Annotated in this window: 17 protein-coding genes; 11 read left to right on the top strand and 6 right to left on the bottom strand. The window is 72.0% G+C overall.

What is annotated here, in order from left to right; all coding sequences use genetic code 11:
- Window positions 1–159: 159 nt before the first annotated feature.
- Window positions 160–1,689: a hypothetical protein gene (locus tag AB0C59_RS01215; protein WP_363000028.1), complete on the top strand. Its 1,530-nt coding sequence runs from the start codon at window positions 160–162 to the stop codon at window positions 1,687–1,689.
- A gap of 117 nt (window positions 1,690–1,806) precedes the next feature.
- Here the strand turns inward: AB0C59_RS01215 and rarD are convergent, their stop codons facing one another.
- The 6 genes from rarD to AB0C59_RS01185 all read right to left on the bottom strand — a co-directional run bounded on the left by rarD (window position 1,807) and on the right by AB0C59_RS01185 (window position 9,977).
- On the bottom strand, window positions 1,807–2,835 hold the full coding sequence (rarD, locus tag AB0C59_RS01210) for an EamA family transporter RarD (RefSeq protein ID WP_363000027.1): 1,029 nt from the start codon (window positions 2,833–2,835) through the stop codon (window positions 1,807–1,809).
- Window positions 2,836–3,029: 194 nt separating this feature from the next.
- A complete protein-coding gene (locus AB0C59_RS01205) occupies window positions 3,030–4,109 on the bottom strand; it encodes a 2-oxoacid:ferredoxin oxidoreductase subunit beta (RefSeq protein WP_363000026.1) in 1,080 nt (359 codons plus the stop codon).
- Window positions 4,102–6,030, bottom strand: a complete 1,929-nt coding sequence (locus AB0C59_RS01200) for a 2-oxoacid:acceptor oxidoreductase subunit alpha (protein ID WP_363000025.1) — start codon at window positions 6,028–6,030, stop codon at window positions 4,102–4,104. Before AB0C59_RS01200 ends, AB0C59_RS01205 begins: the two co-directional genes overlap by 8 nt.
- A 345-nt stretch (window positions 6,031–6,375) precedes the next feature.
- Window positions 6,376–7,035 (bottom strand): response regulator transcription factor, encoded by a 660-nt coding sequence (locus AB0C59_RS01195; RefSeq protein WP_363000024.1) that lies wholly within the window; start codon window positions 7,033–7,035, stop codon window positions 6,376–6,378.
- A 200-nt stretch (window positions 7,036–7,235) separates the two neighbouring features.
- Window positions 7,236–8,588, bottom strand: coding sequence for a sensor domain-containing protein (locus AB0C59_RS01190; protein ID WP_363000023.1), 1,353 nt, complete (start codon window positions 8,586–8,588; stop codon window positions 7,236–7,238).
- A gap of 177 nt (window positions 8,589–8,765) precedes the next feature.
- Window positions 8,766–9,977, bottom strand: a complete 1,212-nt coding sequence (locus AB0C59_RS01185) for a sensor domain-containing protein (protein ID WP_363000022.1) — start codon at window positions 9,975–9,977, stop codon at window positions 8,766–8,768.
- Window positions 9,978–10,296: 319 nt separating this feature from the next.
- Between AB0C59_RS01185 and AB0C59_RS01180 the strand changes: the two genes are divergently transcribed.
- The 10 genes from AB0C59_RS01180 to AB0C59_RS01135 are packed head-to-tail and all read left to right on the top strand — an operon-like array spanning window position 10,297 to window position 20,419.
- A complete protein-coding gene (locus tag AB0C59_RS01180; RefSeq protein ID WP_363000148.1) occupies window positions 10,297–10,737 on the top strand; it encodes an NADH-quinone oxidoreductase subunit A in 441 nt (146 codons plus the stop codon).
- Window positions 10,728–11,393 carry an NADH-quinone oxidoreductase subunit B family protein gene (locus AB0C59_RS01175; RefSeq protein WP_363000021.1) on the top strand — a complete coding sequence of 222 codons (666 nt, stop codon included), beginning with the start codon at window positions 10,728–10,730 and terminating at the stop codon, window positions 11,391–11,393. Before AB0C59_RS01180 ends, AB0C59_RS01175 begins: the two co-directional genes overlap by 10 nt.
- Window positions 11,390–12,718 carry an NADH-quinone oxidoreductase subunit C gene (locus AB0C59_RS01170; protein WP_363000020.1) on the top strand — a complete coding sequence of 443 codons (1,329 nt, stop codon included), beginning with the start codon at window positions 11,390–11,392 and terminating at the stop codon, window positions 12,716–12,718. The genes AB0C59_RS01175 and AB0C59_RS01170 overlap by 4 nt, the downstream gene beginning before the upstream one ends.
- Window positions 12,715–13,683, top strand: a complete 969-nt coding sequence (locus tag AB0C59_RS01165; protein WP_363000019.1) for a complex I subunit 1 family protein — start codon at window positions 12,715–12,717, stop codon at window positions 13,681–13,683. The genes AB0C59_RS01170 and AB0C59_RS01165 overlap by 4 nt, the downstream gene beginning before the upstream one ends.
- Window positions 13,683–14,309: a 4Fe-4S binding protein gene (locus AB0C59_RS01160; RefSeq protein WP_363000018.1), complete on the top strand. Its 627-nt coding sequence runs from the start codon at window positions 13,683–13,685 to the stop codon at window positions 14,307–14,309. The genes AB0C59_RS01165 and AB0C59_RS01160 overlap by 1 nt, the downstream gene beginning before the upstream one ends.
- On the top strand, window positions 14,306–14,935 hold the full coding sequence (locus AB0C59_RS01155; protein ID WP_363000017.1) for an NADH-quinone oxidoreductase subunit J: 630 nt from the start codon (window positions 14,306–14,308) through the stop codon (window positions 14,933–14,935). Before AB0C59_RS01160 ends, AB0C59_RS01155 begins: the two co-directional genes overlap by 4 nt.
- On the top strand, window positions 14,935–15,300 hold the full coding sequence (gene nuoK / locus AB0C59_RS01150; RefSeq protein ID WP_363000016.1) for an NADH-quinone oxidoreductase subunit NuoK: 366 nt from the start codon (window positions 14,935–14,937) through the stop codon (window positions 15,298–15,300). The genes AB0C59_RS01155 and nuoK overlap by 1 nt, the downstream gene beginning before the upstream one ends.
- Window positions 15,297–17,288, top strand: a complete 1,992-nt coding sequence (locus AB0C59_RS01145; RefSeq protein WP_363000015.1) for an NADH-quinone oxidoreductase subunit L — start codon at window positions 15,297–15,299, stop codon at window positions 17,286–17,288. Before nuoK ends, AB0C59_RS01145 begins: the two co-directional genes overlap by 4 nt.
- A gap of 6 nt (window positions 17,289–17,294) precedes the next feature.
- Window positions 17,295–18,917 (top strand): NADH-quinone oxidoreductase subunit M, encoded by a 1,623-nt coding sequence (locus tag AB0C59_RS01140; RefSeq protein WP_363000014.1) that lies wholly within the window; start codon window positions 17,295–17,297, stop codon window positions 18,915–18,917.
- Window positions 18,914–20,419: an NADH-quinone oxidoreductase subunit N gene (locus AB0C59_RS01135; RefSeq protein ID WP_363000013.1), complete on the top strand. Its 1,506-nt coding sequence runs from the start codon at window positions 18,914–18,916 to the stop codon at window positions 20,417–20,419. The genes AB0C59_RS01140 and AB0C59_RS01135 overlap by 4 nt, the downstream gene beginning before the upstream one ends.
- Window positions 20,420–20,539: the final 120 nt, after the last annotated feature.

Raw genomic sequence — 20,539 nt, 5'->3', positions numbered from 1 at the left:
CCCGACCGGCCGTCGGTGGCAGCCGCCCACGGGCCGGCACGCGTACGCTGGGCTGTCGGTGCCCCTCGTCGAGGGCGCAGCCCACCAGCCGCGACGGCGGGCCGGGGACAGGGCCTCGGGGCGACGCGTCCTCGACCGACCGACCCGAGTGAGGGAACGATGTCTCGACTCAGCCGCGAACACCGGCGCGGGCCCGACCCCGCGCAGGCCGCCCCCACGGGCGCCGCGGAGGCCGGAGCGACGCCGATCGAGGTCCGTGTGCCGGTGGTGCCCGGCGGCCCGGCCGGCGCCTTCGGCCCGGGGGCGACCGTGGACGGGGTGCCGGTGGTCGCCGGGGCGGGGGAGGCCCTCCAGGAAGCCGTGCTGAACCACCTCCACCGTGTCGCGACGGCCGCCGGGCGCCCTGTCCTCGCGACGGTCCATGACGAGCGGATCGGCTTCGTGGTGCCGATCCGGGTCCGGGTGGACGGGTCGAGCGAGTTCGCGGGAGAACCCACGCGGCTCGACCCGCCCGCGACGGCCACGCCCGCCCCGGTGCCGGGGACCGGGGCGCCCGTCCCGCACCCGTCGGAGGCCGCGCCGCCCACCACCGGCCCCGGGCACGCTCCGGAGCTCGACAGGCCGACGCACGTCCTGCGCGCCCTCGGGGAGCAGCGGCCCGCCCCCGCGCAGGCCGCCCCCGGGCCGCCCACTCCCGCGGCGGCCAGTCGCGTGCCGCACCAGCAGGAGCCGACGCCCGCGGATCGCGGTCCGGCTCCCTCCCCCTTCGTGTCGCGGCCCGCCCCCGAGCAGAACCCGTTCACCAGCGCGCCCTCCGGGCCGGCGCGGCCCCTGCCGGAGCACGGCACCGCCCCCACGGGCACGGTCTCGCCGCCGACCGGCGTCTTCGGGCCGCCGCCGCCGACCGGTCCGGCCGCCCAGCCCGCACCGGCTCCCGTGTGGCGGGCGCCCGAGACCGGGCCGGACGAGCCGAAGACGCTCAGGCCCGACTTCGGCCCCGACCCCGTGCCCGAGGCGGAAACCGAGTTCGGCTCGGCACACGGCCTCGGCCCCCGACCGAGCGACGCCCAGCCGGCCCCCGCACCCGCTCCCGCCCCCCGCCACGTGTCCTTCCTCGACGTCGCGCGCGGCGGCGAGGAAGAGGAGGAGGTCAAGGAGCCGCCCGTGCGGGAGTTCGACTCCGTGGCGGAAGCCGTCCTCGCGCCCGATCCCGGGGCGGAGTCCCCGGGCGCCGCGGGGGGACCGTACGCCGGGTCCATGGCCCGCATCAGCGCCGCCGTTCGGCAGGGCCGCATCGAGGAGGCGGCGGGTCTGGCCGCGCAGACGTCCGCCGAAGCCTCGGCGTCCCTCGGTGACGACCATCCCGATGCGCTGCATCTGCGCGAACTCACCGCGTACGTCGCCTATCTGGCCCAGGACCCGCTGCGCTCCTTCCAGCTGTCACTGGACCTCGCACGGCTCCGCCACCGACTGCGCGACCCGCGCGGCGCGTACGGCAACGTGCAGAGCGCGGCAGCCGCCTGGCGCGCCGTCCGCGACCCGATCCAGGGGTTGGAGTTGGGCGGTGACCTCATCGCGCTGTGGAGCGAGCTCGCCGCCGGCGAGGGCCCCGCGGCGCAGGACCTGGAGCAGTTGGAGAAGGCCCGCGGCCGCATGGGCCGCCTCGCCGAACGAGCCCGCGCCCACTGATCGCGGGACCGGAACGCCGGGGCGTGAAGGGGTCTTGGGGTCGTGAGGGGGCTTGAGGGGGGCTTGAGGGGACGGAAGCCGTGAAGGGCCCCGACCCCAGCCTGCACCGGCTCAGGGCTATGCGTCCACCGGCCGGCCCGACCCCGCTGCCGCGTCCTCGGGGCCGCACGGCACGTTCGCGGCGTCCGCGCCGGCCGCGACGACCGTGCCGACGGGTGTGCCGGGCGCGGCCACCGCGTTCCTGAGCGCGGCGGCGGCCCGGCGGGCCGTGCGCAGGGCGTCCGCCGTGAGCAGCGCCAACGCCAGCCACACCAGCGCGAACCCCGCCCAACGCTCCACGGGCATCGCCTCGTGGAAGTAGAGGATGCCCAGTCCGAACTGGAACACCGGGGCCAGGTACTGGAGCAGTCCGAGCGTCGACAGCGGCACACGGATCGCGGCGGCCCCGAAGCAGACGAGGGGGAGCGCGGTGACGACACCGGTCGCGGCGAGCAGCGCCGCGTGTCCGGGACCGTGGTCCGTGAACGTCGCGCCGCCGTGGACCGTGAGCCACGCCAGATAGGCCAGGGCGGGGACGAACTGCACGGCGGTCTCCGCGGCCAGCGACTCGATGCCGCCCAGGTTGACCTTCTTCTTCACCAGGCCGTAGGTGGCGAAGGAGAAGGCGAGGCACAGCGAGATCCAGGGCGGCCGGCCGTAGCCGACGGTCAGGACGACGACGGCGGCGAAGCCGGTCGCGACCGCCATCCACTGCGTGGGCCGCAGCCGTTCCTTGAGCAGCAGGACGCCCATGGCGATGGTGACGAGCGGGTTGATGAAGTAGCCGAGCGAGGCCTCCACGACGTGGCCGCTGTTCACGGCCCAGATGTAGACGCCCCAGTTGACCGTGATGACCGCCGCGGCGATCGTGATCAGCCCCAGTTTGCGCGGCTGCCGCAGCAGCGCGCCGGCCCAGGCCCAGCGGCGCATCACCAGCAGGACGATGCCCACCCCGACCAGGGACCAGACCATCCGGTGGGCGAGGATCTCGATCGCTCCGGCGGGCTTCAGCAGGGGCCAGAAGAGGGGGACGAGCCCCCACATCCCGTACGCCGCGAAGCCGTTCAGAAGACCTGTCCGCCGTTCGCTCGTCGGCTTCTCGGCCATGGGCCACCTCCCTCTCGTAGGCAGAAGGTAGCGCCGGGCACCCCCGCCTGTCATGCCCGTATCGCCATACGGTCATGACAGGCGGGGGAAACGGTGAGCCCTGGGGCCCGCCGGGTGCGCGAGGAGGCCCGGGCGCAGACGTCCCGGGCCTCCTCGTGATCCGCGCGCTCTTCGCCGCGGTGCCTGCGGCCGTCCTAGCCGACGACGGTCCAGGTGTCACCGCCGGCCAGCAGCGCGGCCAGGTCGCCCTTGCCGTTCTGCTCGACGGCCGTGTCGAGCTGGTCGGCCATCTGGGTGTCGTACACGGGCCGTTCGACCGAGCGGAAGACGCCGACCGGCGTGTGGTGCAGGGTGTCCGGGTCGGCCAGCCGGGACAGGGCGAACGCGGTGGTGGGGGACGCCGCCCCCGCGTCATGGACGAGAACGTCCCCCTCGTTGTCCGGGGTGACGGTGACGACCTTCAGGTCACCGGTGCGGGCGTCCCGCACGACACCGCGCGAGCCCTGCGGCCCGAACCGGATCGGCTGTCCCTGCTCCAGGTGGATCACCGCCTCCTCGGCGGTCTGCCTGTCCTTGAGGGCGTCGAAGGCACCGTCGTTGAAGATGTTGCAGTTCTGGTAGATCTCCACGAGCGCCGTGCCCCGATGGGCGGCGGCCTGGCGCAGCACCTCGGTCAGGTGCTTGCGGTCGGAGTCGACGGTGCGCGCCACGAACGACGCCTCGGCGCCGATCGCCAGCGACACCGGGTTGAAGGGCGCGTCCAGCGAGCCCATCGGCGTCGACTTGGTGATCTTGCCGACCTCGGAGGTCGGACTGTACTGGCCCTTGGTCAGGCCGTAGATCCGGTTGTTGAACAGCAGGATCTTCAGGTTGACGTTGCGACGCAGCGCGTGGATGAGGTGGTTGCCGCCGATGGACAGCGCGTCGCCGTCGCCCGTGACCACCCACACGGACAGGTCGCGGCGCGACACGGCCAGGCCCGTCGCGATCGCGGGCGCACGACCGTGGATCGAGTGCATGCCGAAGGTGTTCATGTAGTACGGGAAGCGGGACGAGCAGCCGATGCCCGAGACGAAGACGATGTTCTCCCTGGCCAGGCCCAGCTCCGGCATGAATCCCTGGACCGCGGCGAGGACCGCGTAGTCACCGCAGCCGGGGCACCAGCGCACTTCCTGATCGGACTTGAAGTCCTTCATGGACTGCCTGGCCACGGCCTTGGGGACGAGGCTGAGCGCCTCGATCGTGCCCGTGCCTTCCCTGGACGTCTCAGCCATCGATGGCCTCCTTGAGAGCCGTGGCGAGCTGTTCGGCCTTGAACGGCATGCCGTTCACCTGGTTGTACGAGCGGGCGTCGACCAGGTACTTCGCCCGGACGAGCGTGGCGAGCTGACCCAGGTTCATCTCGGGGATCACCACCGTGTCGTAGCGCTCCAGAACCGAGCCGAGATTGCGGGGGAAGGGGTTGAGGTGGCGCAGGTGGGCCTGCGCGATCGACTCCCCGGACCTGCGCAGCCGCCGTACCGCCGCGGTGATCGGTCCGTAGGTGGAGCCCCAGCCGAGGACGAGGGTCCGCGCGCTGTCCGGGTCGTCCACCTCGATGTCGGGCACCGCGATCTTGTCGATCTTCGCCTGGCGCGTGCGCACCATGAAGTCGTGGTTGCCCGGGTCGTAGGAGATGTTGCCCGTGCCGTCCTGCTTCTCGATGCCGCCGATGCGGTGCTCGAGCCCCGGGGTGCCGGGGATCGCCCACGGCCGGGCGAGGGTGTGCACGTCACGCTTGTACGGCCAGAACACCTCGGTCCCGTCGTCCAGGGTGTGGTTCGGGCCCTGCGCGAACTGCACGCTCAGGTCCGGCAGCTCGTCCGGCTCGGGGATCCGCCAGGGCTCTGAGCCGTTGGCCAGATAGCCGTCCGACAGGAGGAAGACGGGCGTGCGGTAGGTGAGCGCGATCCGTGCCGCCTCCATGGCCGCGTCGAAGCAGTCGGCCGGGGTGCGCGGGGCGACGACCGGGACCGGCGCCTCGCCGTTGCGGCCGAACATCGCCTGCAGGAGGTCGGCCTGCTCGGTCTTGGTCGGCAGGCCCGTCGACGGTCCGCCGCGCTGGATGTCCACGACCAGCAGCGGCAGCTCCAGGGAGACCGCGAGCCCCACGGTCTCGCTCTTGAGGGCCACGCCGGGTCCCGACGTCGTGGTCACGGCGAGCGAGCCGCCGAAGGCCGCGCCCAGCGCCGCGCCGATACCCGCGATCTCGTCCTCCGCCTGGAAGGTCCGCACCCCGAAGTTCTTGTGCCGGGACAACTCGTGCAGGATGTCCGAGGCCGGAGTGATCGGGTAGGAACCGAGGAACAGCGGCAGATCCGCCTGCCGGGAGGCGGCGATCAGCCCGTACGCCAGGGCGAGGTTCCCTGAGATGTTCCGGTAGGTGCCCGTGGGGAACGCCGCGGCCGCCGGCGCGACCTCGTAGGAGACCGCGAAGTCCTCCGTCGTCTCGCCGAAGTTCCACCCGGCGCGGAAGGCCGCGATGTTGGCGGCCGCGATGTCCGGCTTCTTGGCGAACTTCGACTTCAGGAACGCCTCGGTGCCTTCGGTCGGCCGGTGGTACATCCAGCTCAGCAGGCCGAGAGCGAACATGTTCTTGCTGCGCTCGGCCTCCTTGCGGCTGAGCTCGAACGCCTTCAGCGCCTCGACGGTGAGCGTGGTCAGCGGCACGGGATGCACGTGGTAGCCGTCGAGCGACCCGTCGTCCAGGGGGCTGGCGTCGTAGCCCACCTTCTGCATGGCGCGCTTGGTGAACTCGTCGGTGTTGACGATGAGCTCCGCGCCGCGCGGCAGGTCGCCGATGTTCGCCTTCAGCGCGGCCGGGTTCATCGCCACCAGCACGTTCGGCGCGTCCCCCGGGGTGAGGATGTCGTGATCGGCGAAGTGCAACTGGAAAGAGGAGACGCCCGGCAGGGTGCCTGCGGGGGCGCGGATCTCGGCGGGGAAGTTCGGCAGCGTGGACAGGTCGTTCCCGAAGGAGGCTGTCTCCGATGTGAAACGGTCACCGGTGAGCTGCATGCCGTCACCGGAGTCCCCCGCGAACCGGATGATGACCCGATCGAGCTTGCGTACATCCTTCGCGCTCGCCGGTTTGCGCTGTTCTGCTACGAGGGCTTCGTCTGCTTGCTCCGCTGGACTGCTGACCTGGCTGGTCACTGAACTGGACCTCCCTCAAGGGGGCTGACCGGGAGCGGCCGTCGCGCCGGCCTTCCCAGGATCAACCCTACGTCGGTAAGGGTCGCCTTCCCTGGGTCGTGCGCAGGGTGGACCACATGGTGAGATGGTCCGGCGCCCTGAGTTGTCATGATTTACTCGCCCCCCGACGCTGGTTTCGAAGACGCTCTGTGCTCATCCTTCGGTTCTGGTGGTCCGGACGTGTGCCGGTTCCCGTGCTCCGGACGGGTGAGGCCACGCCGGCGCCGCGGCCGGCCTGCGGCGCGGGCCCGGCGGCACGCCCGGTCCGTGCACGATGACACCGCTTCCTGACACAGTGTCAGTGGATCAGGACTTGAGGTAGGTCAGAACGGCGAGAACACGCCGGTGGTCCCCACCACTCGGTGACAGGCCGAGCTTCGTGAAGATGTTGCTGACATGCTTCTCCACGGCTCCGTCGCTCACCACGAGCTGCCGGGCGATCGCCGCGTTGGTGCGCCCCTCGGCCATCAGCCCCAGGACCTCGCGCTCCCGCGGAGTGAGGGCGCTCAGCACGCGCTGCTTCCTGCTGCGCCCGAGCAGCTGCGCGACCACCTCCGGATCGAGGACGGTGCCCCCCTGGGCCACCCGCACCACGGCGTCCACGAACTCGCGCACCTCCGCGACCCGGTCCTTGAGCAGATAGCCGACGCCCCGACTGGAATCGGCCAACAGTTCGGTGGCGTACTGCTCCTCGACGTACTGCGACAGCACCAGCATCCCCAGGTCGGGGTACGCCTTGCGCAGCTGGACCGCGGCTCTGACGCCCTCGTCCGTGTGCGTGGGTGGCATCCGTACGTCCGCGACGACGGCATCCGGCAGCTCACCGCGCTCCGCCAACTCCGTGATGGTCTTGACCAGAGCTTCCCCGTCCCCCACACCGGCGACGACCTCATGCCCGCGGTCGGTGAGCAGCCGAGTCAGCCCTTCCCTGAGAAGCACCGAGTCCTCGGCGATGACGACCCGCACCCTGTTCTCCACTGTCCCTGGCCCCCGCAGCTCCCCGTGCGCCGGGCGTGCGGTGCGCGCGTCCGGCGGTGTCCCGGGCGGCCTTTCTCCGGCCGCCCGCTGGCACCTCAGTATCGCGCTGTTCGCGGATTCTCACGGGGCCTGTGGACAACTCCGGCCCGCCGTGTCCGCGGCCGACGCCGCCCCGCGGCGGACCGCTGTCAGGCGGACCGCCAGGGCAGTTCGGCGGTGATCCGGGTCGGCCCCCCGTCCGGGGAGTCCACCACCAGGACCCCGTCCACCGCGTCGAGCCGCTCCGCGAGCCCCGCCAGCCCGGATCCCGCGGACGCGTCCGCACCGCCCGCCCCGTCGTCCGCCACCTGGAGCAGCAGCCGGTCCTCGACCCGCCACACGTCCACTGTCGCCCGCGTCGCCCTGGCGTGCTTGCTGACGTTCTGCAGCAGCTCGGAGGCCGTGAAGTAGGCGATGCCCTCGATCGCCGGTGCCGGCCGCGCGGACAGATCCACCTCCACCTGCACCGGGACGGTGCATCGCGAGGCCACCGCCGAGAGCGCCGCGTCCAGCCCGCGGTCGGTGAGCACCGCCGGATGGATGCCCCGTGCCAGATCCCGGAGTTCCCTGAGAGCCGTCTTCACCTCTCCGTGCGCCTCGTCCACCATCCGCGCGGCCGCCCCCGGGTCCTCCGCCAGCTTCTCCTTCGCCAGCCCCAGATCCATCGCCAGGCTCACCAGCCGAGCCTGCGCCCCGTCGTGCAGATCGCGCTCTATGCGCCGCAGGTCCGCCGCCGCCGTGTCGACCACCGTCCCGCGGTCCGACTCCAGCTCCACGACCCGTGTCGCCAGCCGTGAGGGACCGAGCAGCCCGTGCACCAGAAGCCGGTCCACGGTGGTCAGCCCCCGGACGATCCACGGAGTGGCCAGGGCGATCAGCAGCCCCACCAGCGCGGTCACCGCGATCTCGAACGGATTGTCGAGATAGATCTCGTGCCCCTGGCCGCCGTACAACTGAAGCCCGCCGCGACCGGCGTACATCGGGAACACCCAGAACCACAGCGGATAGGTGACCATCGTCCAGCCGGTCAGCCAGAAGCTGATCCCCACACCGAAGGAGAACACCGCCCACGGAAAGTGCACCACCGTGTACAGCAGATGCCGCCACGACGCTCCGCTCTTGAGCGCTGCCCCCATCCAGGCGAGCGCCCCGGGCCGCCTCGTCCGCAGCGGCTCCGGATCGGCCACCTCGAGCCCCAGCAGTGCCCGCGCCCGCGCTCGCTCCAGCACCCCGAAGCCACGGCAGCCCGCCAGCGCCGCCGCCAGGACCGGGATGCCGAGAAACGTCACCAGCAGGCCGGCGCCGACGGAGAGCATGGTGACGCCGTAGGTGAACATCATGATCCCGAGCGGGAGATTGAGCAGGAGGTAGCAGAGCTCACCCCAGCTGCGTCTGTCGAGCGGCGCCCGCAGCGCGGCCGGAAGCCGGCGCGGTCCCGCTCCGGAACCCTGGGGTCCAGGGCCTTCCCACTCTCCGTATCCCTGGCCGTACTGCGTGGTCATCGGCGTCGTCCGTCCCCTCGTCAACCCTGCCGGCGCCGGCCCCCGCGGGGCGGGTGCGCCGTTTCGTACCTCCACCTTGCTGTGCCCGCGTCCGCCGGGCCATGGAGCGCGTCGGCGTCTTGGCCCGGGGGTTATCCCCACCTCCATGTGCCGGGCCGTGCTTGATCGGGCCGTGCCTCACCTCGGGCGGGACTCGTCCTCCCGGTCCCTCCAAGGCAGTTCCGCCGTGATCGTCGTCGGCCCGCCCACCGGGGAGTCGACGAGGAAGACGCCGTCGACCGCGCTCAGCCGCTCCGCGAGCCCGGCGATTCCGCTGCCGCCGTCGAGGCGGGCGCCCCCACGGCCGTCGTCCCGCACCTGTATGAGCAGCCGCGCGTCAGCGCGCCACACGTCGACGGAGGCCGAGCGGGCACCGCTGTGCTTGCTGATGTTCTGCAGCAGCTCGGAGACCGTGAAGTACGCGATGCCCTCGATCGCCGCGGCCGGTCTCGTCCGCAGGGCCACGGTGACGCCCACCGGCACGGTGCAGCGCGCCGCCACGGACGAGAGCGCCGCGTCCAGCCCGCGGTCGGTCAGCACCGCCGGATGGATGCCGCGGGCGAGATCCCGCAGCTCCTGCAGCGCCAGCTTCACCTCGCCATGCGCCTCCTCGACCATCGCCGCGGCCGCGTCCGGGTCCTCGAGGAGCTTCTCCTTGGCCAGGCCGAGCCCCATCGCCAGATTCACCAGCCGGGCCTGCGCCCCGTCGTGCAGATCCCGCTCGATACGCCGCAGGTCCGCCGCGGCCGTGTCCACGACCACCCCCCGGCCGGACTCCAGTTCCGCGATCCGACGCTCCAACTCGTCGGAGGGGGACAGCAGACCGCGCACCATCGCCCTGTCCACCTGGGTCAGCCCCCGCGCGATGAACGGCAGCACCGGCCACAGGACGAAGAGCGACACGAGCGTCACCGTGAACGTGGCGACGCCCCAGGGCAGCCGGACGAAGCCGTACAGCGCCGTCCGCCAGCCCACCGGATCCTTCAGCGCCATCCACAACCGGGGGAGCGGCCCCCCGCTTCTGCGCAACGGCAGCGGAGTCGGTTCCGGCACCCCTACCCCGAGCAGTGCCCTAGCCCGCGCCCGCTCCAGCCTTCCCCACTGGCGCGCCCCCAGCAGCCCGGCCGCCAGAAGCGGGAACCCGATCACGGTCACCGTCAGGCACGCCCCCGTGAGCAGCACCGTCATGACGTAGACGAAGCCCACCAGGCCCATCGGGAGATTCGCGAGCAGATACGTGATCTCCCGCCAGGTGTATCCGTCCAGAGCGAAGCGCAGCGCGGGCGGGCTCTCGTCGTCCGGAGCGTCGGGTCTGGCGGCGCGGTCGGTTCCCGCGATGTGTTTCGTCATGGCTTCCGGCCTCGTTCGGTCATGTACGCCAGCGTGCCCTTGCGGTGGCCCGTGCCGCCATGAGGCGGGCCGCCGGGTCCCACGGGGGCTAACCCCACCCCTCGGGAGCCCGTGCGAAGCGGACGCGGGCCCGCCGAGGGCACGGGGTCGGGGGTCGCGCGGGGAACACCGGGGCGTCCCGAGGCGCGACGGGCTGCTTACCCTCTCTTTAGCAGGGCCTAGACTCCCGTGCGTACAGAACGTCGAACACCATGTTCACCAGGGTCACGAGGTCAGGGAGCGAGGGGCTGACGTGCCGGATCCGACCGCCGTCATCGTCATGGCGGAGACAGGGAACGTGAGGAGCGCCGCGCACTCCGTGAACGCGGTGGGCGCGGGCGACGTCGTCGCGGCGGGTTACTTCGACTCCTACTCCGTCGTCGGGCTGCTCGCCGTCGTCGGTGTCCTCTTCGTCGCCGTCTCGTTCGGCGCGAGCCGCCTGCTGCGCCCCGTCGTGCCCACCCCCGAGAAACTCCTGACGTACGAGTGCGGTGTCGACCCGGTCGGCGAGGGCTGGGCCCACACACAGGTCCGCTACTACGTCTACGCCTTCCTGTACGTGATCTTCGCGGTCGACTCGATCTTCCTGTTCCCGTGGGCGACGGTCTTCGCCGATCCCCGCTTCGGGGCCGCCACCCTCGTGGAGATGTTCGTGTTCCTCGGCTTCCTGGCCGTGGGACTGCTGTACGCATACAAGAAGGGCGTCCTGACATGGACGTGAACCCCTCGACTCCCGACGTGCCTCCTGCGGCACCCGCGGCACCCGCGGCACCCGCGGTCGCGGAGCCGAAGCCGCTGGGCATGCTCTCGCGCCTCGCGCCCGAGCCGATGAAGGTGGTCCTGAACTGGGGCCGCCGCTACTCGCTGTGGGTCTTCAACTTCGGTCTCGCCTGCTGCGCGATCGAGTTCATCGCGGCGTCGATGGCCCGGCACGACTTCATCCGGCTCGGGGTGATCCCGTTCGCGCCGGGTCCGCGCCAGGCCGACCTGATGGTGGTGTCCGGCACGGTCACGGACAAGATGGCCCCGGCCGTCAAGCGCCTGTACGAGCAGATGCCCGAGCCGAAGTACGTCATCTCCTTCGGAGCGTGCTCGAACTGCGGCGGCCCGTACTGGGACTCGTACTCCGTCACCAAGGGCGTCGACCAGATCATCCCGGTGGACGTGTACGTCCCCGGCTGCCCGCCCCGCCCCGAGGCGCTGCTCCAGGGCATCCTCAAGCTCCAGGAGAAGATCGCGCGGGAATCGCTGGGCGAGCGGTACGGCGTGTCCCGGCCCTCCACCGCCGCCCTGAGCAGCGGCCTGGTCCCACCGCCGTCCGCGCCGTCCACGCCGTCGGCTCCGGGGCGGGATTCGGGTCCGGGGGTGGCGCGATGACCGCGGCAGGCTGGCTGCCCGCGTCCGCCGAGGAGCTCTTCGGCGCGCAGGCCACGGCCGAGGAGTCGTACGACGTCCTCACGGTCGACGTGCCGCCGGGGCACTGGATCACGGCCCTCCGGACCGCCCGCGACACCCTGGGCTGCACGTACTTCGACTGGCTGAGCGCGGTCGACGAACCGGGCACCGGCCTGCGCGTCTCGGCCCACGTGGTGGCCCTGTCCCCGCTGCGCCGGCTCCTGCTGCGTACGACGGTGCCGCACGAGAGCCCCGTTCTGCCGTCGGCGGTGGACGTCTACGCGGGGGCCGCCTGGCACGAGCGTGAGACCCACGAGATGTTCGGTGTCGCCTTCGAAGGCCACCCGTCGCTGGACCACCTGCTCCTGCCCGACGGCTTCGAAGGCCATCCCCTGCGCAAGGACTTCGTGCTGGCGGCCCGCGTCGCCAAGGCATGGCCCGGCGCCAAGGAGCCCGGCGAGTCCGACCACGGCGGCCCCAAGCGCCGCCAGATGCTGCCTCCGGGCGTGCCCGACCCGAACGAGTGGGGCCCCCTCAAGGGGCAGCTTCCCCCCGCTCCCGCCCGCCCCGCCCGGGCGGCGGGCGACCGGCCGGTGCGTCGCGCCCGTACGGCGACGGAGGGCTCGGCGACGCAGGCCCCCGCCGCGGGTGAGCCCACCGAGGCGCGTCCCGCGCCCCGCCGTGCGCGCAGCGTCTCGCAGGGGTCCGCCTCCCAGCGCGGAGCGGAGAGCGGTGGCGTGCCCGAGGCGGCCTCGTCCGGCCCGCGCCGTGCCCGCAGCGCGTCCGGGGGATCGGCCTCGCAGCGCACGGAGGCCACGGAGGCCACGGAGGCCACGGAGGCCACGGAAGGAACGGGCACGGAGACCACGCGAGGCGCGGAAGGCACGCGAGAAGCGGGGACGGGGGCCTCTTCCGCCGCTCCCGCCACCGGTCCGCGCCGTGCGCGCAGCGCCTCGCAGGGGTCCGCCTCCCAGCGCGCGGGCACGCGTGCCGACGCCGACGAGCCCGCCGAGGGCACGACCGCTCAGCCGCAGCCCGAACCAACGGCGCCCCTGCGTGGTTCGGACGCCCCCTGGCACCATGCCCGCCCGGCCTACGACGAGCCCGGGCACGCCGACGCCGAGGGGGCGGTCCCCCCCACAGCCGCCGAGGCCGCCGAGCCGGAGTCCGCGCCGGCCGAAGCGCCAGTGGCCGAGCCGGCGGACACCCCTCCCGGTCCCGCGACCCCCGCTGAGCGCCCGGACTCCGGTGACACCACCGACGACGAAGTCCCCGACCCCCACGACCACCCCGGAGGCACGCGGTGAACGACGCTCTCGACGTCGCCCTGCGACTCCTCGCCGTGTTCGTCGTCTTCCTCTCCTTCCCCCTGATCGTCGGCCAGACCGAGCACAAGGTCATGGCCCATATGCAGGGCCGCCTCGGCCCGATGTACGCCGGTGGCTTCCACGGCTGGGCGCAGCTCGTGGCCGACGGCGTGAAGTTCGCGCAGAAGGAGGACGTGGTCCCGTCGGGCGCCGACCGCCGTGTCTTCCAGCTGGCTCCCGCCGTCGCGCTGCTGCCGTACCTCCTCGTCCTTCTCGCCATCCCGATCGGCCCGGGCAGGGGCGCCGTCGGCCAGGCCGTGGACGCGGGCATCTTCTTCGTCCTGGCCGTCATGGGCGTGGGCGTCCTCGGCTCCCTCATGGCGGGATGGGCGTCCGCCAACAAGTTCTCCCTGCTCGGCGGCCTCCGTACCGCCGCGCAGCTCCTCGCCTACGAGCTCCCGATGCTGCTGGCCGCGGCCTCGGTCGCGATGGCGGCGGGCACCGTCTCCCTCCCCGGCATCCTCGACGCCTTCGCGTGGTGGTGGGTGCCGTGGCAGATCGTCGGCGCGTTCGTCTTCTTCGTGGCGGGGCTGGCCGAGTTGCAGCGCCCGCCCTTCGACATGCCCGTCGCCGACTCGGAGATCATCTTCGGTGCGTACACCGAGTACACCGGTCTGCGCTTCGCCCTGTTCCTGCTCGCCGAGTACGCCGGGATCGTCGTGCTGTGCGGCCTGACCACCGTTCTCTTCCTGGGCGGCTGGCACGGACCCTGGGGTGCCGACGGCCTCGGCTGGCTCTGGACGCTCCTGAAGACCGCGATCCTCGCGTTCGTCGTGATCTGGCTGCGTGTCACCTACCCCCGCCTGCGCGAGGACCAGCTCCAGAAGTTCTCCTGGACCCTCCTCGTCCCACTCTCCCTCGCCCAGATCGCCCTCACCGGCATCGTCAAGGTGGTGATCTCCTGATGTCCCGCCTGCCGATCCCCGGCTCCGGGCTCGCCAAGGGTCTTGCCGTCACCCTGCGCACGTTGACGAAGAAGTCCGTCACCGAGCAGTACCCGGACACCCAGCCCGCCCTTCCGCCCCGCAGCCGAGGTGTCATCGGGCTGTTCGAGGAGAACTGCACGGTCTGCATGCTGTGCGCCCGCGAATGCCCGGACTGGTGCATCTACATCGACTCCCACAAGGAGACGGTCCCTGCCGCGACCCCCGGCGGCCGGGAGCGCAGCCGCAACGTGCTCGACCGCTTCGCCATCGACTTCTCCCTCTGCATGTACTGCGGTATCTGCATCGAGGTCTGCCCCTTCGACGCCCTGTTCTGGTCACCGGAGTTCGAGTACGCCGAGACCGACATCCACGACCTCACCCACGAGCGCGACAAGCTCCGTGAGTGGATGTGGACCGTTCCCCCTCCGCCCGCGCTGGATCCGGGTGCCGAGGAGCCCAAGGAACTCGCCGCCGCCCGCAAGACCGCGGAGAAGCTGGCCGCCGCGGCCCAGGCCGAGCCGACCGCACCAAGCGCACCGACTGCACCGAGCACACCGACCGGGCCCACCGGACCGACCCACGGTTCGCAGGAAGGAGCGTCGTGAGTCCCGCCTTCGCGGTGACGGCCGCGGCCGTCACCGAAACGCACGGCTTCCTCTCCCCGAGCGGTGTCGAGATCGTCTTCGTCCTCGTCGGCCTGGTCACCTTCGGTGCCGCGCTCGTCAGCGTCACGACCAGGCACCTCGTGCACGCCGCCCTGTGGCTCGTGGTGACCCTCGGCGGTCTGGCCGTCGAGTACCTGCTGCTCACCGCCGAGTTCATCGCGTGGACGCAGGTCCTGATCTACGTGGGATCCGTCGTCGTCCTCCTGCTGTTCGGTCTGATGCTCACCAAGGCCCCGATCGGCCGTTCCCCGGACGCCGACTCCGGCAACCGCTGGGCCGCCCTGACGGTGGCCGGCGCCGCCGCGGCAGCCCTGGTGTGGGTGGTCGTCGACGCGTTCCGCACCACATGGATCGACCTCGTGGGCCCCGCCTCCGGCTCCACCAAGGTGACCGGCGCGAGTCTCTTCCGGTACTGGGTCCTCCCCTTCGAAGCCCTGTCCGTCCTCCTGCTGGCAGCCCTGGTCGGGGCGATCGTCCTCTCCCGCAAGGCGAAGAGCGAGGCGGCCACCACCGCGGGCACACCGTCGGGCGCGGTGGCGCGCGGCGAGAAGGAAGACGTGCGCTGATGCATCTCGCCTATCCCGCCGTGCTCTCCGCCCTCCTCTTCTGCACGGGCCTGTACGGCGTCCTGGCACGCCGTAACGCGATCCTCGTCCTGATGTCGGTCGAGCTGATGCTCAACGCGGTCAACCTCAACCTCGTCGCCTTCGACGTCTGGCTGAGCAGGACCGCCCGCGACACACTGCACTCCGGCCAGGCCCTGACCCTGTTCACCATCGCCATCGCCGCCGCCGAGATCGGCATCGGACTCGCGATCGTCCTCGCCGTCCACCGCAACCGCGGCACCTCGGACATCGACGCCCTCCGCGACACCGCCGAGGGCCACGACAGCGACACCGCCGCGGGTGAGAAGGCGGAGGCCACCGCGTGACCACGACCACCCTCGCCGTACTCGTCCCCCTCCTTCCCTTCCTCGGCGCCGCGGCCGGACTGCTGCTGGGCCGCACCGCCCCCGGCTTCGTCCGCCCGCTGGCGGTCCTGCCCAGCCTGGTCTCGCTCGCGCTGGCCGTGCTGGTCGCCGTACGCCAGGGCGGCGGCGCGGCCATCGACTCGGCCACCGAACTCACTCCCACCGGCTCGGTCCCGATCGACCTCGCCCTCCACGTCGACGGCTTCGCAGCACTGGTCGCCGTCCTCGTCGGCGTGGTCGCCACCTGCGTGCAGATCTACTCCACCGGCTATCTGCGCGACGACCCGCGCTACGCCTCGTACGCCGCGCTCGTCTCCCTGTTCACCTCCGCGATGCTGCTGGTCGTCTACTCGGGCGACCTGATCGTCCTGCTGGTCGGCTGGGAGGTCATGGGCATCTGCTCCTACTTCCTCGTCGGCCACTACTGGGAGACGCCCGAGGCCCGCGCCGCCTCCATCAAGGCCTTCCTGGTCACCAAGCTCGGCGATGTCCCCTTCCTGATCGGCCTGTTCGCACTGGGCACCGACGCCGGCTCCTTCCGCATCACCCGGGTCCTCGGCGCCGTCGCGAGCGGCGGCCTGCACCATCCGACCCTCGTCGCCCTGCTGCTCCTGGCAGGAGTGGCGGGCAAGTCGGCGCAGTTCCCGCTGCACACCTGGCTCCCCGACGCCATGGCGGGCCCGACACCCGTCTCCGCGCTGATCCACGCCGCGACCATGGTCGCGGCCGGTGTCTACTTCATCGCCCGTCTCCTCCCGGTCTTCCAGGCCTCCGCCGCCGCGATGACCGTCCTCGCCGTCCTAGCGGCCGTCACCATGGCCGGCTCGGCGCTCGCCGCGCTCGCCCAGGACGACATCAAACGCGTCCTCGCCTACTCGACGATGGGCCAGCTCGGCTACATGACCGGCGCCCTCGCCGTCGGCGACCGCGACGCCGCCGTCTTCCACCTCCTGTCCCACGGCGCCTTCAAGGCGCTGCTGTTCCTCGGCGCCGGTGTGGTCATCCATGCCGCCGGGACCAACTCGCTGGCCGCCATGTCCCGGATGAAGGACCTGCGCGCCCGCGTGCCCGACGCCTACTGGACGATGACCGTGGCGCTGCTCTCGCTCGCCGCGATCCCGCCGTTCGCCGGCTTCTTCTCCAAGGAGTCCGTCCTCGGCGCGGCCGAGCACGCCGCCACCGGCCGCACCGAGCACGCCCCCGGCGCCGCCGGCTGGATCGTCCTCGTCGCCGGCATGCTCACCGCCCTGCTCACCTCCGCGTACGCGACCCGTCTGTGGCTGCTCGCCTTCCGGGGCCACGGCACCGAGGCCCCAGACCACGGCAGGCAGCCCCTCGTCATGAACGCGGTGCTGTGGGTGCTCGCCCTGCCCTCGCTCGCGTTCGGCCTCACCTACGGCGTCCTGCCCGACTGGTTCGACGGCCGCTCCCTGGCACCCGAGCTGACGACCGCCGTCCTCGGCACGGGCCTCGCCCTCGTCGGGGCGCTCATGACCTACGGCGCCTGGCGGCACACCACCGCGCTCGCCGCCCGGGTCCCCCTGGGCGCCGTCGCCGCCCACCCCGACGCGGACGCCGCACTCGTCGAAGCCGAGGCCATCGCGAGCCACACAGCCGCCTACGGCGACATCGCCCGCGCCCCCGACCCGGCGGATCCGGGCCAGCTGCTGCTCGGCCCGCTCCACCGCCACGCCGCCGCCGGCTTCCACCTGGACGCCGTGTACGACACGCTCTTCGTCCGGCCCGTGCTGGCCGCGGCCGGTCTCGTCCGGTTCCTGGACCGGGAGGTCGTCGAGACGTACGTGCGCGGAGCCGGAGCCCTACCCCGCCTGCTCGGGGCCGCTGTACGGCGTGCCCAGACCGGCAATGTGCAGACCTATGTGAGCGCGCTGCTCGCAGGCACCGTCGTCCTGGCGGTGGCCGTCCTCCTCTTCGCCACGGGAGCGTGAGCAGGCGTGATCGATATCAGTGAGTCCGTGATGCGCTTCCTTCTGGCATTCATCGTCGTCGTGCCCCTCATCGGTGCGCTCGCCGCCCTCCTGCCCGCCCCACCCGGGCTGCGGGGGAAGTCACCGGAGCAGGCCGTGCTGCGGCACGGGGTCACGGTCACCGGCGTCGTCCTCATCGCGGCGATCGCCCTGGCGCTCGGCTTCGACCACGACCACCCGTCGAAGATGCAGGCCACCACCGACATCAGCTGGATCCCCGCACTCGACGTGCGGATCCACCTCGGCATCGACGGCATTTCCCTCCCCCTTCTCGTCCTGACCGCGCTGCTGACCTTCCTCTGCGCGCTCCACTCCTACTTCAAGATGCCCGCGGGCCCTTCCCCGAAGGCCTTCGTCGCCCTGCTGCTCGTCCTGGAGTCCGGCACCCTCGCGACCTTCGCCGTCCTCGATCTGCTGCTGTTCTTCCTCGCGTTCGAGACCGTCCTCGTCCCGATGTACTTCCTCATCGCCCGCTGGGGCGGTGCGGGGCGGACCCGGGCGGCGTGGCGGTTCATCCTCTTCACCCTGCTCGGCTCCGTCGTCATGCTGCTCGGCCTGCTCCTGATCGGACTCAAGGCGGGCACGTTCGACATGGTGGCACTCGCCACTGACAACGGCCGCTCACTGACCGCGTCCGTGCAGGTCATCGCCGTACTGGCGGTCGGGCTCGGGCTCGCCGTCAAGACGCCGATGTGGCCGCTGCACAGCTGGCTGCCCGAAGCCCACACCGCGGCCCCGACCGTAGGCTCCGTCCTGCTGGCCGGTGTCCTGCTGAAGATGGGTACGTACGGTTTCGTCCGCATTCTCCTGCCGGTCGCGCCGGACGGCTTCCACACCTTCGCGCCCTACCTCGCCGCGTTCGCCGTCGTCGGGATCATCTACGGCTCCCTCGCCTGTCTCGCCCTCGCCCGGCGCGGGGCGAAGGGCGACCTCAAACGCCTCATCGCCTACTCCTCCGTCGGCCACATGGGCTTCGTCCTGCTCGGCATCGCCACGATGACCCCGACCGGAGTGAACGGCGCACTGTTCGCCAACATCGCCCACGGCCTCATCACCGGCCTCCTCTTCTTCCTGGTCGGCGCCCTCAAGGACCGCACCGGAAGCGCCGACCTCGACACCCTCGCCCTCCCGGCGCCCGACCGGGGCCCCGCCACGAGCGGCTCCGCCGCACCGGACCGGTCCGGCGCCGCCCTCTACGGCAGGGCGCCTCGCCTCGGCGGACTGCTCGCCTTCGGCGCCGTGGCCTCGCTCGGCCTGCCCGGCCTGGCCGGGTTCTGGGGCGAGATGCTGGCACTGTTCGGCGCCTTCAAACCCGCCGCGGACCTCAGCCGCCCGGCCTTCCTCACCTTCATGGGCATCGCCGCGTTCGGCACCCTGCTCACCGCCGCGTACATGCTCCTTGTGGTGCGCAGAGTGTGCATGGGTGACGCACCGTCCGAGGCTCCCGCCCTCGCCGACGTCCACAGGTACGAATTCGCGGCCTGGACACCGCTCGTCGTCCTCACCGTCGTCGCCGGGCTGTGGCCCCGGGCCCTCCTCGGCCTGACCGACCCGGCCGTGCAGCAGCTCCTCGCAGGAGGCACCCGATGAGCTCCCTCGTCCAGTCCGTCGACTGGCTGGCCATCGCGCCGCCCGCCCTCGCGGCCCTCGTCGCCCTCGCCGTCCTCATCGCGGACCTCTTCCTCGCCGAGGAGCGCAAGGCACTCCTCGGCTGGATCTCCCTGGCCGGGCTCGCCACCGCCGCACTGACGCTGCTGCCCCTCCTGGGCAAGGACCGCGCCACCTTCTGCCTGACAGGCGACCCGCACGTGTGCAGCTACACGGCGGACCGTTTCACCCTCGTCATCCAGTTCCTCGTCCTCGGCGGCGCCTTCCTCGCGGCTCTCGTGTCCATCACCACCCTCAAGGACTCCGAGAAGCGGATCCCCGCAGGGGAGTACTGGTTCCTGCTCCTCTCCTCGGCGGCCGGCGCCGCCCTGCTGCCCGCCTCCCGCGACCTGGCCACCCTCATCGTCGCCCTGGAGGTCGCCTCCCTGCCCGCGTTCGCCCTGGTCGGCATCCGGTACGGCGACAGGAGGTCCTCCGAAGCGGCCCTGAAGTTCTTCCTCTCCTCCGTCACCGCGACCGCCGTCAGCCTCATGGGCGTCAGTTTCGTGTACGCGTCCACCGGCACCCTCTACCTCGCCCGGATCGCGGACCGGATCCAGCACGTGGACGGGCAACTGCACACGCTCGCCCAGACCGGAGTGGTCCTCACCCTGGTCGGCTTCGCGTTCAAGACCGCCGCGGTCCCCTTCCACTTCTGGGTGCCCGACACCTACGTGGGCGCGCCGCTGCCCGTCGCCGCCTACCTGTCGGTCGTCGGCAAGGCGGTCGGCTTCTCCGGCCTCATCCTCGTCACCGTCGTCGCCCTGCCGTCCTACGCCGACGTCTGGGGTCCGGCGCTCGCCGTGCTGGCCGCCCTCACCATGACCGTCGGCAACCTCGGGGCGCTGCGGCAGCAGTCCACGCGCGCGTACAGCGCCGTACGCCTGCTCGCCTGGTCCTCCGTCGGCCAGGCCGGCTACCTCCTCGTGCCGATCGCCGCGGCCGCCTACGCCAAGGACGCGCAGAAGGCGATCGGCTCCACCGTCGCGTACGCGCTGATGTACACGGCGGTCAACCTGGGCGCCTTCGCCGTGGCCGCGCTCGTGGGCCGCGCGAGGGCCCTGAACCGTGTCGCCGACTACCGCGGCCTGTACACGTCGAACCCGCTCGCCGCCCTGCTGCTGGCCTTCTTCCTGCTCTGCCTGGCGGGCCTGCCACCGGGTGTCATCGGCCTCTTCGCGAAGGTCACCGTCTTCTCCGCGGCCGTCAACGCGGGGCTGGGCTGGCTCGCCGTGGTGATGGCGGTCAACGTGGTGATCGCGCTCTTCTACTACCTCCAGTGGACGGCTCTGCTCTTCAGGGCACCCGAAGCCGGGGCCGAACCCGAGAGGCACCGGGTGCCCGCCCCGCTCACGGCGGCCATCGCGCTCGCCGCCGTCCTCGGCATCGTGCTGTCCGGAGCACCTCAACTCGTCCTGCGCTTCTCGGCCACCTCGCTCTTCTGACGTCCGCCGCCACTCCCGCCGCCCCGCACGGGCCTCCTCCCACCGGCACGGCGCCGACGCGGCGCGCCCCGACGCGTCACCCGGACGGCCCACCCGCCGCGGCATACGTGCCAGGGAACT

This window comes from Streptomyces sp. NPDC048664 (assembly GCF_040650555.1).
Lineage (GTDB): Bacteria > Actinomycetota > Actinomycetes > Streptomycetales > Streptomycetaceae > Streptomyces.
Note: the sequence above shows the minus strand (reverse complement) of the source record. Positions and strands in the feature narration are given on the sequence as shown.

Bases quoted from the DNA above. Each gene is read 5' to 3' on its own strand.
- AB0C59_RS01215 (WP_363000028.1), top strand. From the start codon at position 160: ATGTCTCGACTCAGCCGCGAACACCGGCGCGGGCCCGACCCCGCGCAG.
- rarD (WP_363000027.1), bottom strand. From the start codon at position 2,835: ATGGCCGAGAAGCCGACGAGCGAACGGCGGACAGGTCTTCTGAACGGC.
- AB0C59_RS01205 (WP_363000026.1), bottom strand. From the start codon at position 4,109: ATGGCTGAGACGTCCAGGGAAGGCACGGGCACGATCGAGGCGCTCAGC.
- AB0C59_RS01190 (WP_363000023.1), bottom strand. From the start codon at position 8,588: ATGACCACGCAGTACGGCCAGGGATACGGAGAGTGGGAAGGCCCTGGA.
- AB0C59_RS01185 (WP_363000022.1), bottom strand. From the start codon at position 9,977: ATGACGAAACACATCGCGGGAACCGACCGCGCCGCCAGACCCGACGCT.
- AB0C59_RS01180 (WP_363000148.1), top strand. From the start codon at position 10,297: ATGGCGGAGACAGGGAACGTGAGGAGCGCCGCGCACTCCGTGAACGCG.
- AB0C59_RS01175 (WP_363000021.1), top strand. From the start codon at position 10,728: ATGGACGTGAACCCCTCGACTCCCGACGTGCCTCCTGCGGCACCCGCG.
- AB0C59_RS01170 (WP_363000020.1), top strand. From the start codon at position 11,390: ATGACCGCGGCAGGCTGGCTGCCCGCGTCCGCCGAGGAGCTCTTCGGC.
- AB0C59_RS01160 (WP_363000018.1), top strand. From the start codon at position 13,683: ATGTCCCGCCTGCCGATCCCCGGCTCCGGGCTCGCCAAGGGTCTTGCC.
- nuoK (WP_363000016.1), top strand. From the start codon at position 14,935: ATGCATCTCGCCTATCCCGCCGTGCTCTCCGCCCTCCTCTTCTGCACG.
- AB0C59_RS01135 (WP_363000013.1), top strand. From the start codon at position 18,914: ATGAGCTCCCTCGTCCAGTCCGTCGACTGGCTGGCCATCGCGCCGCCC.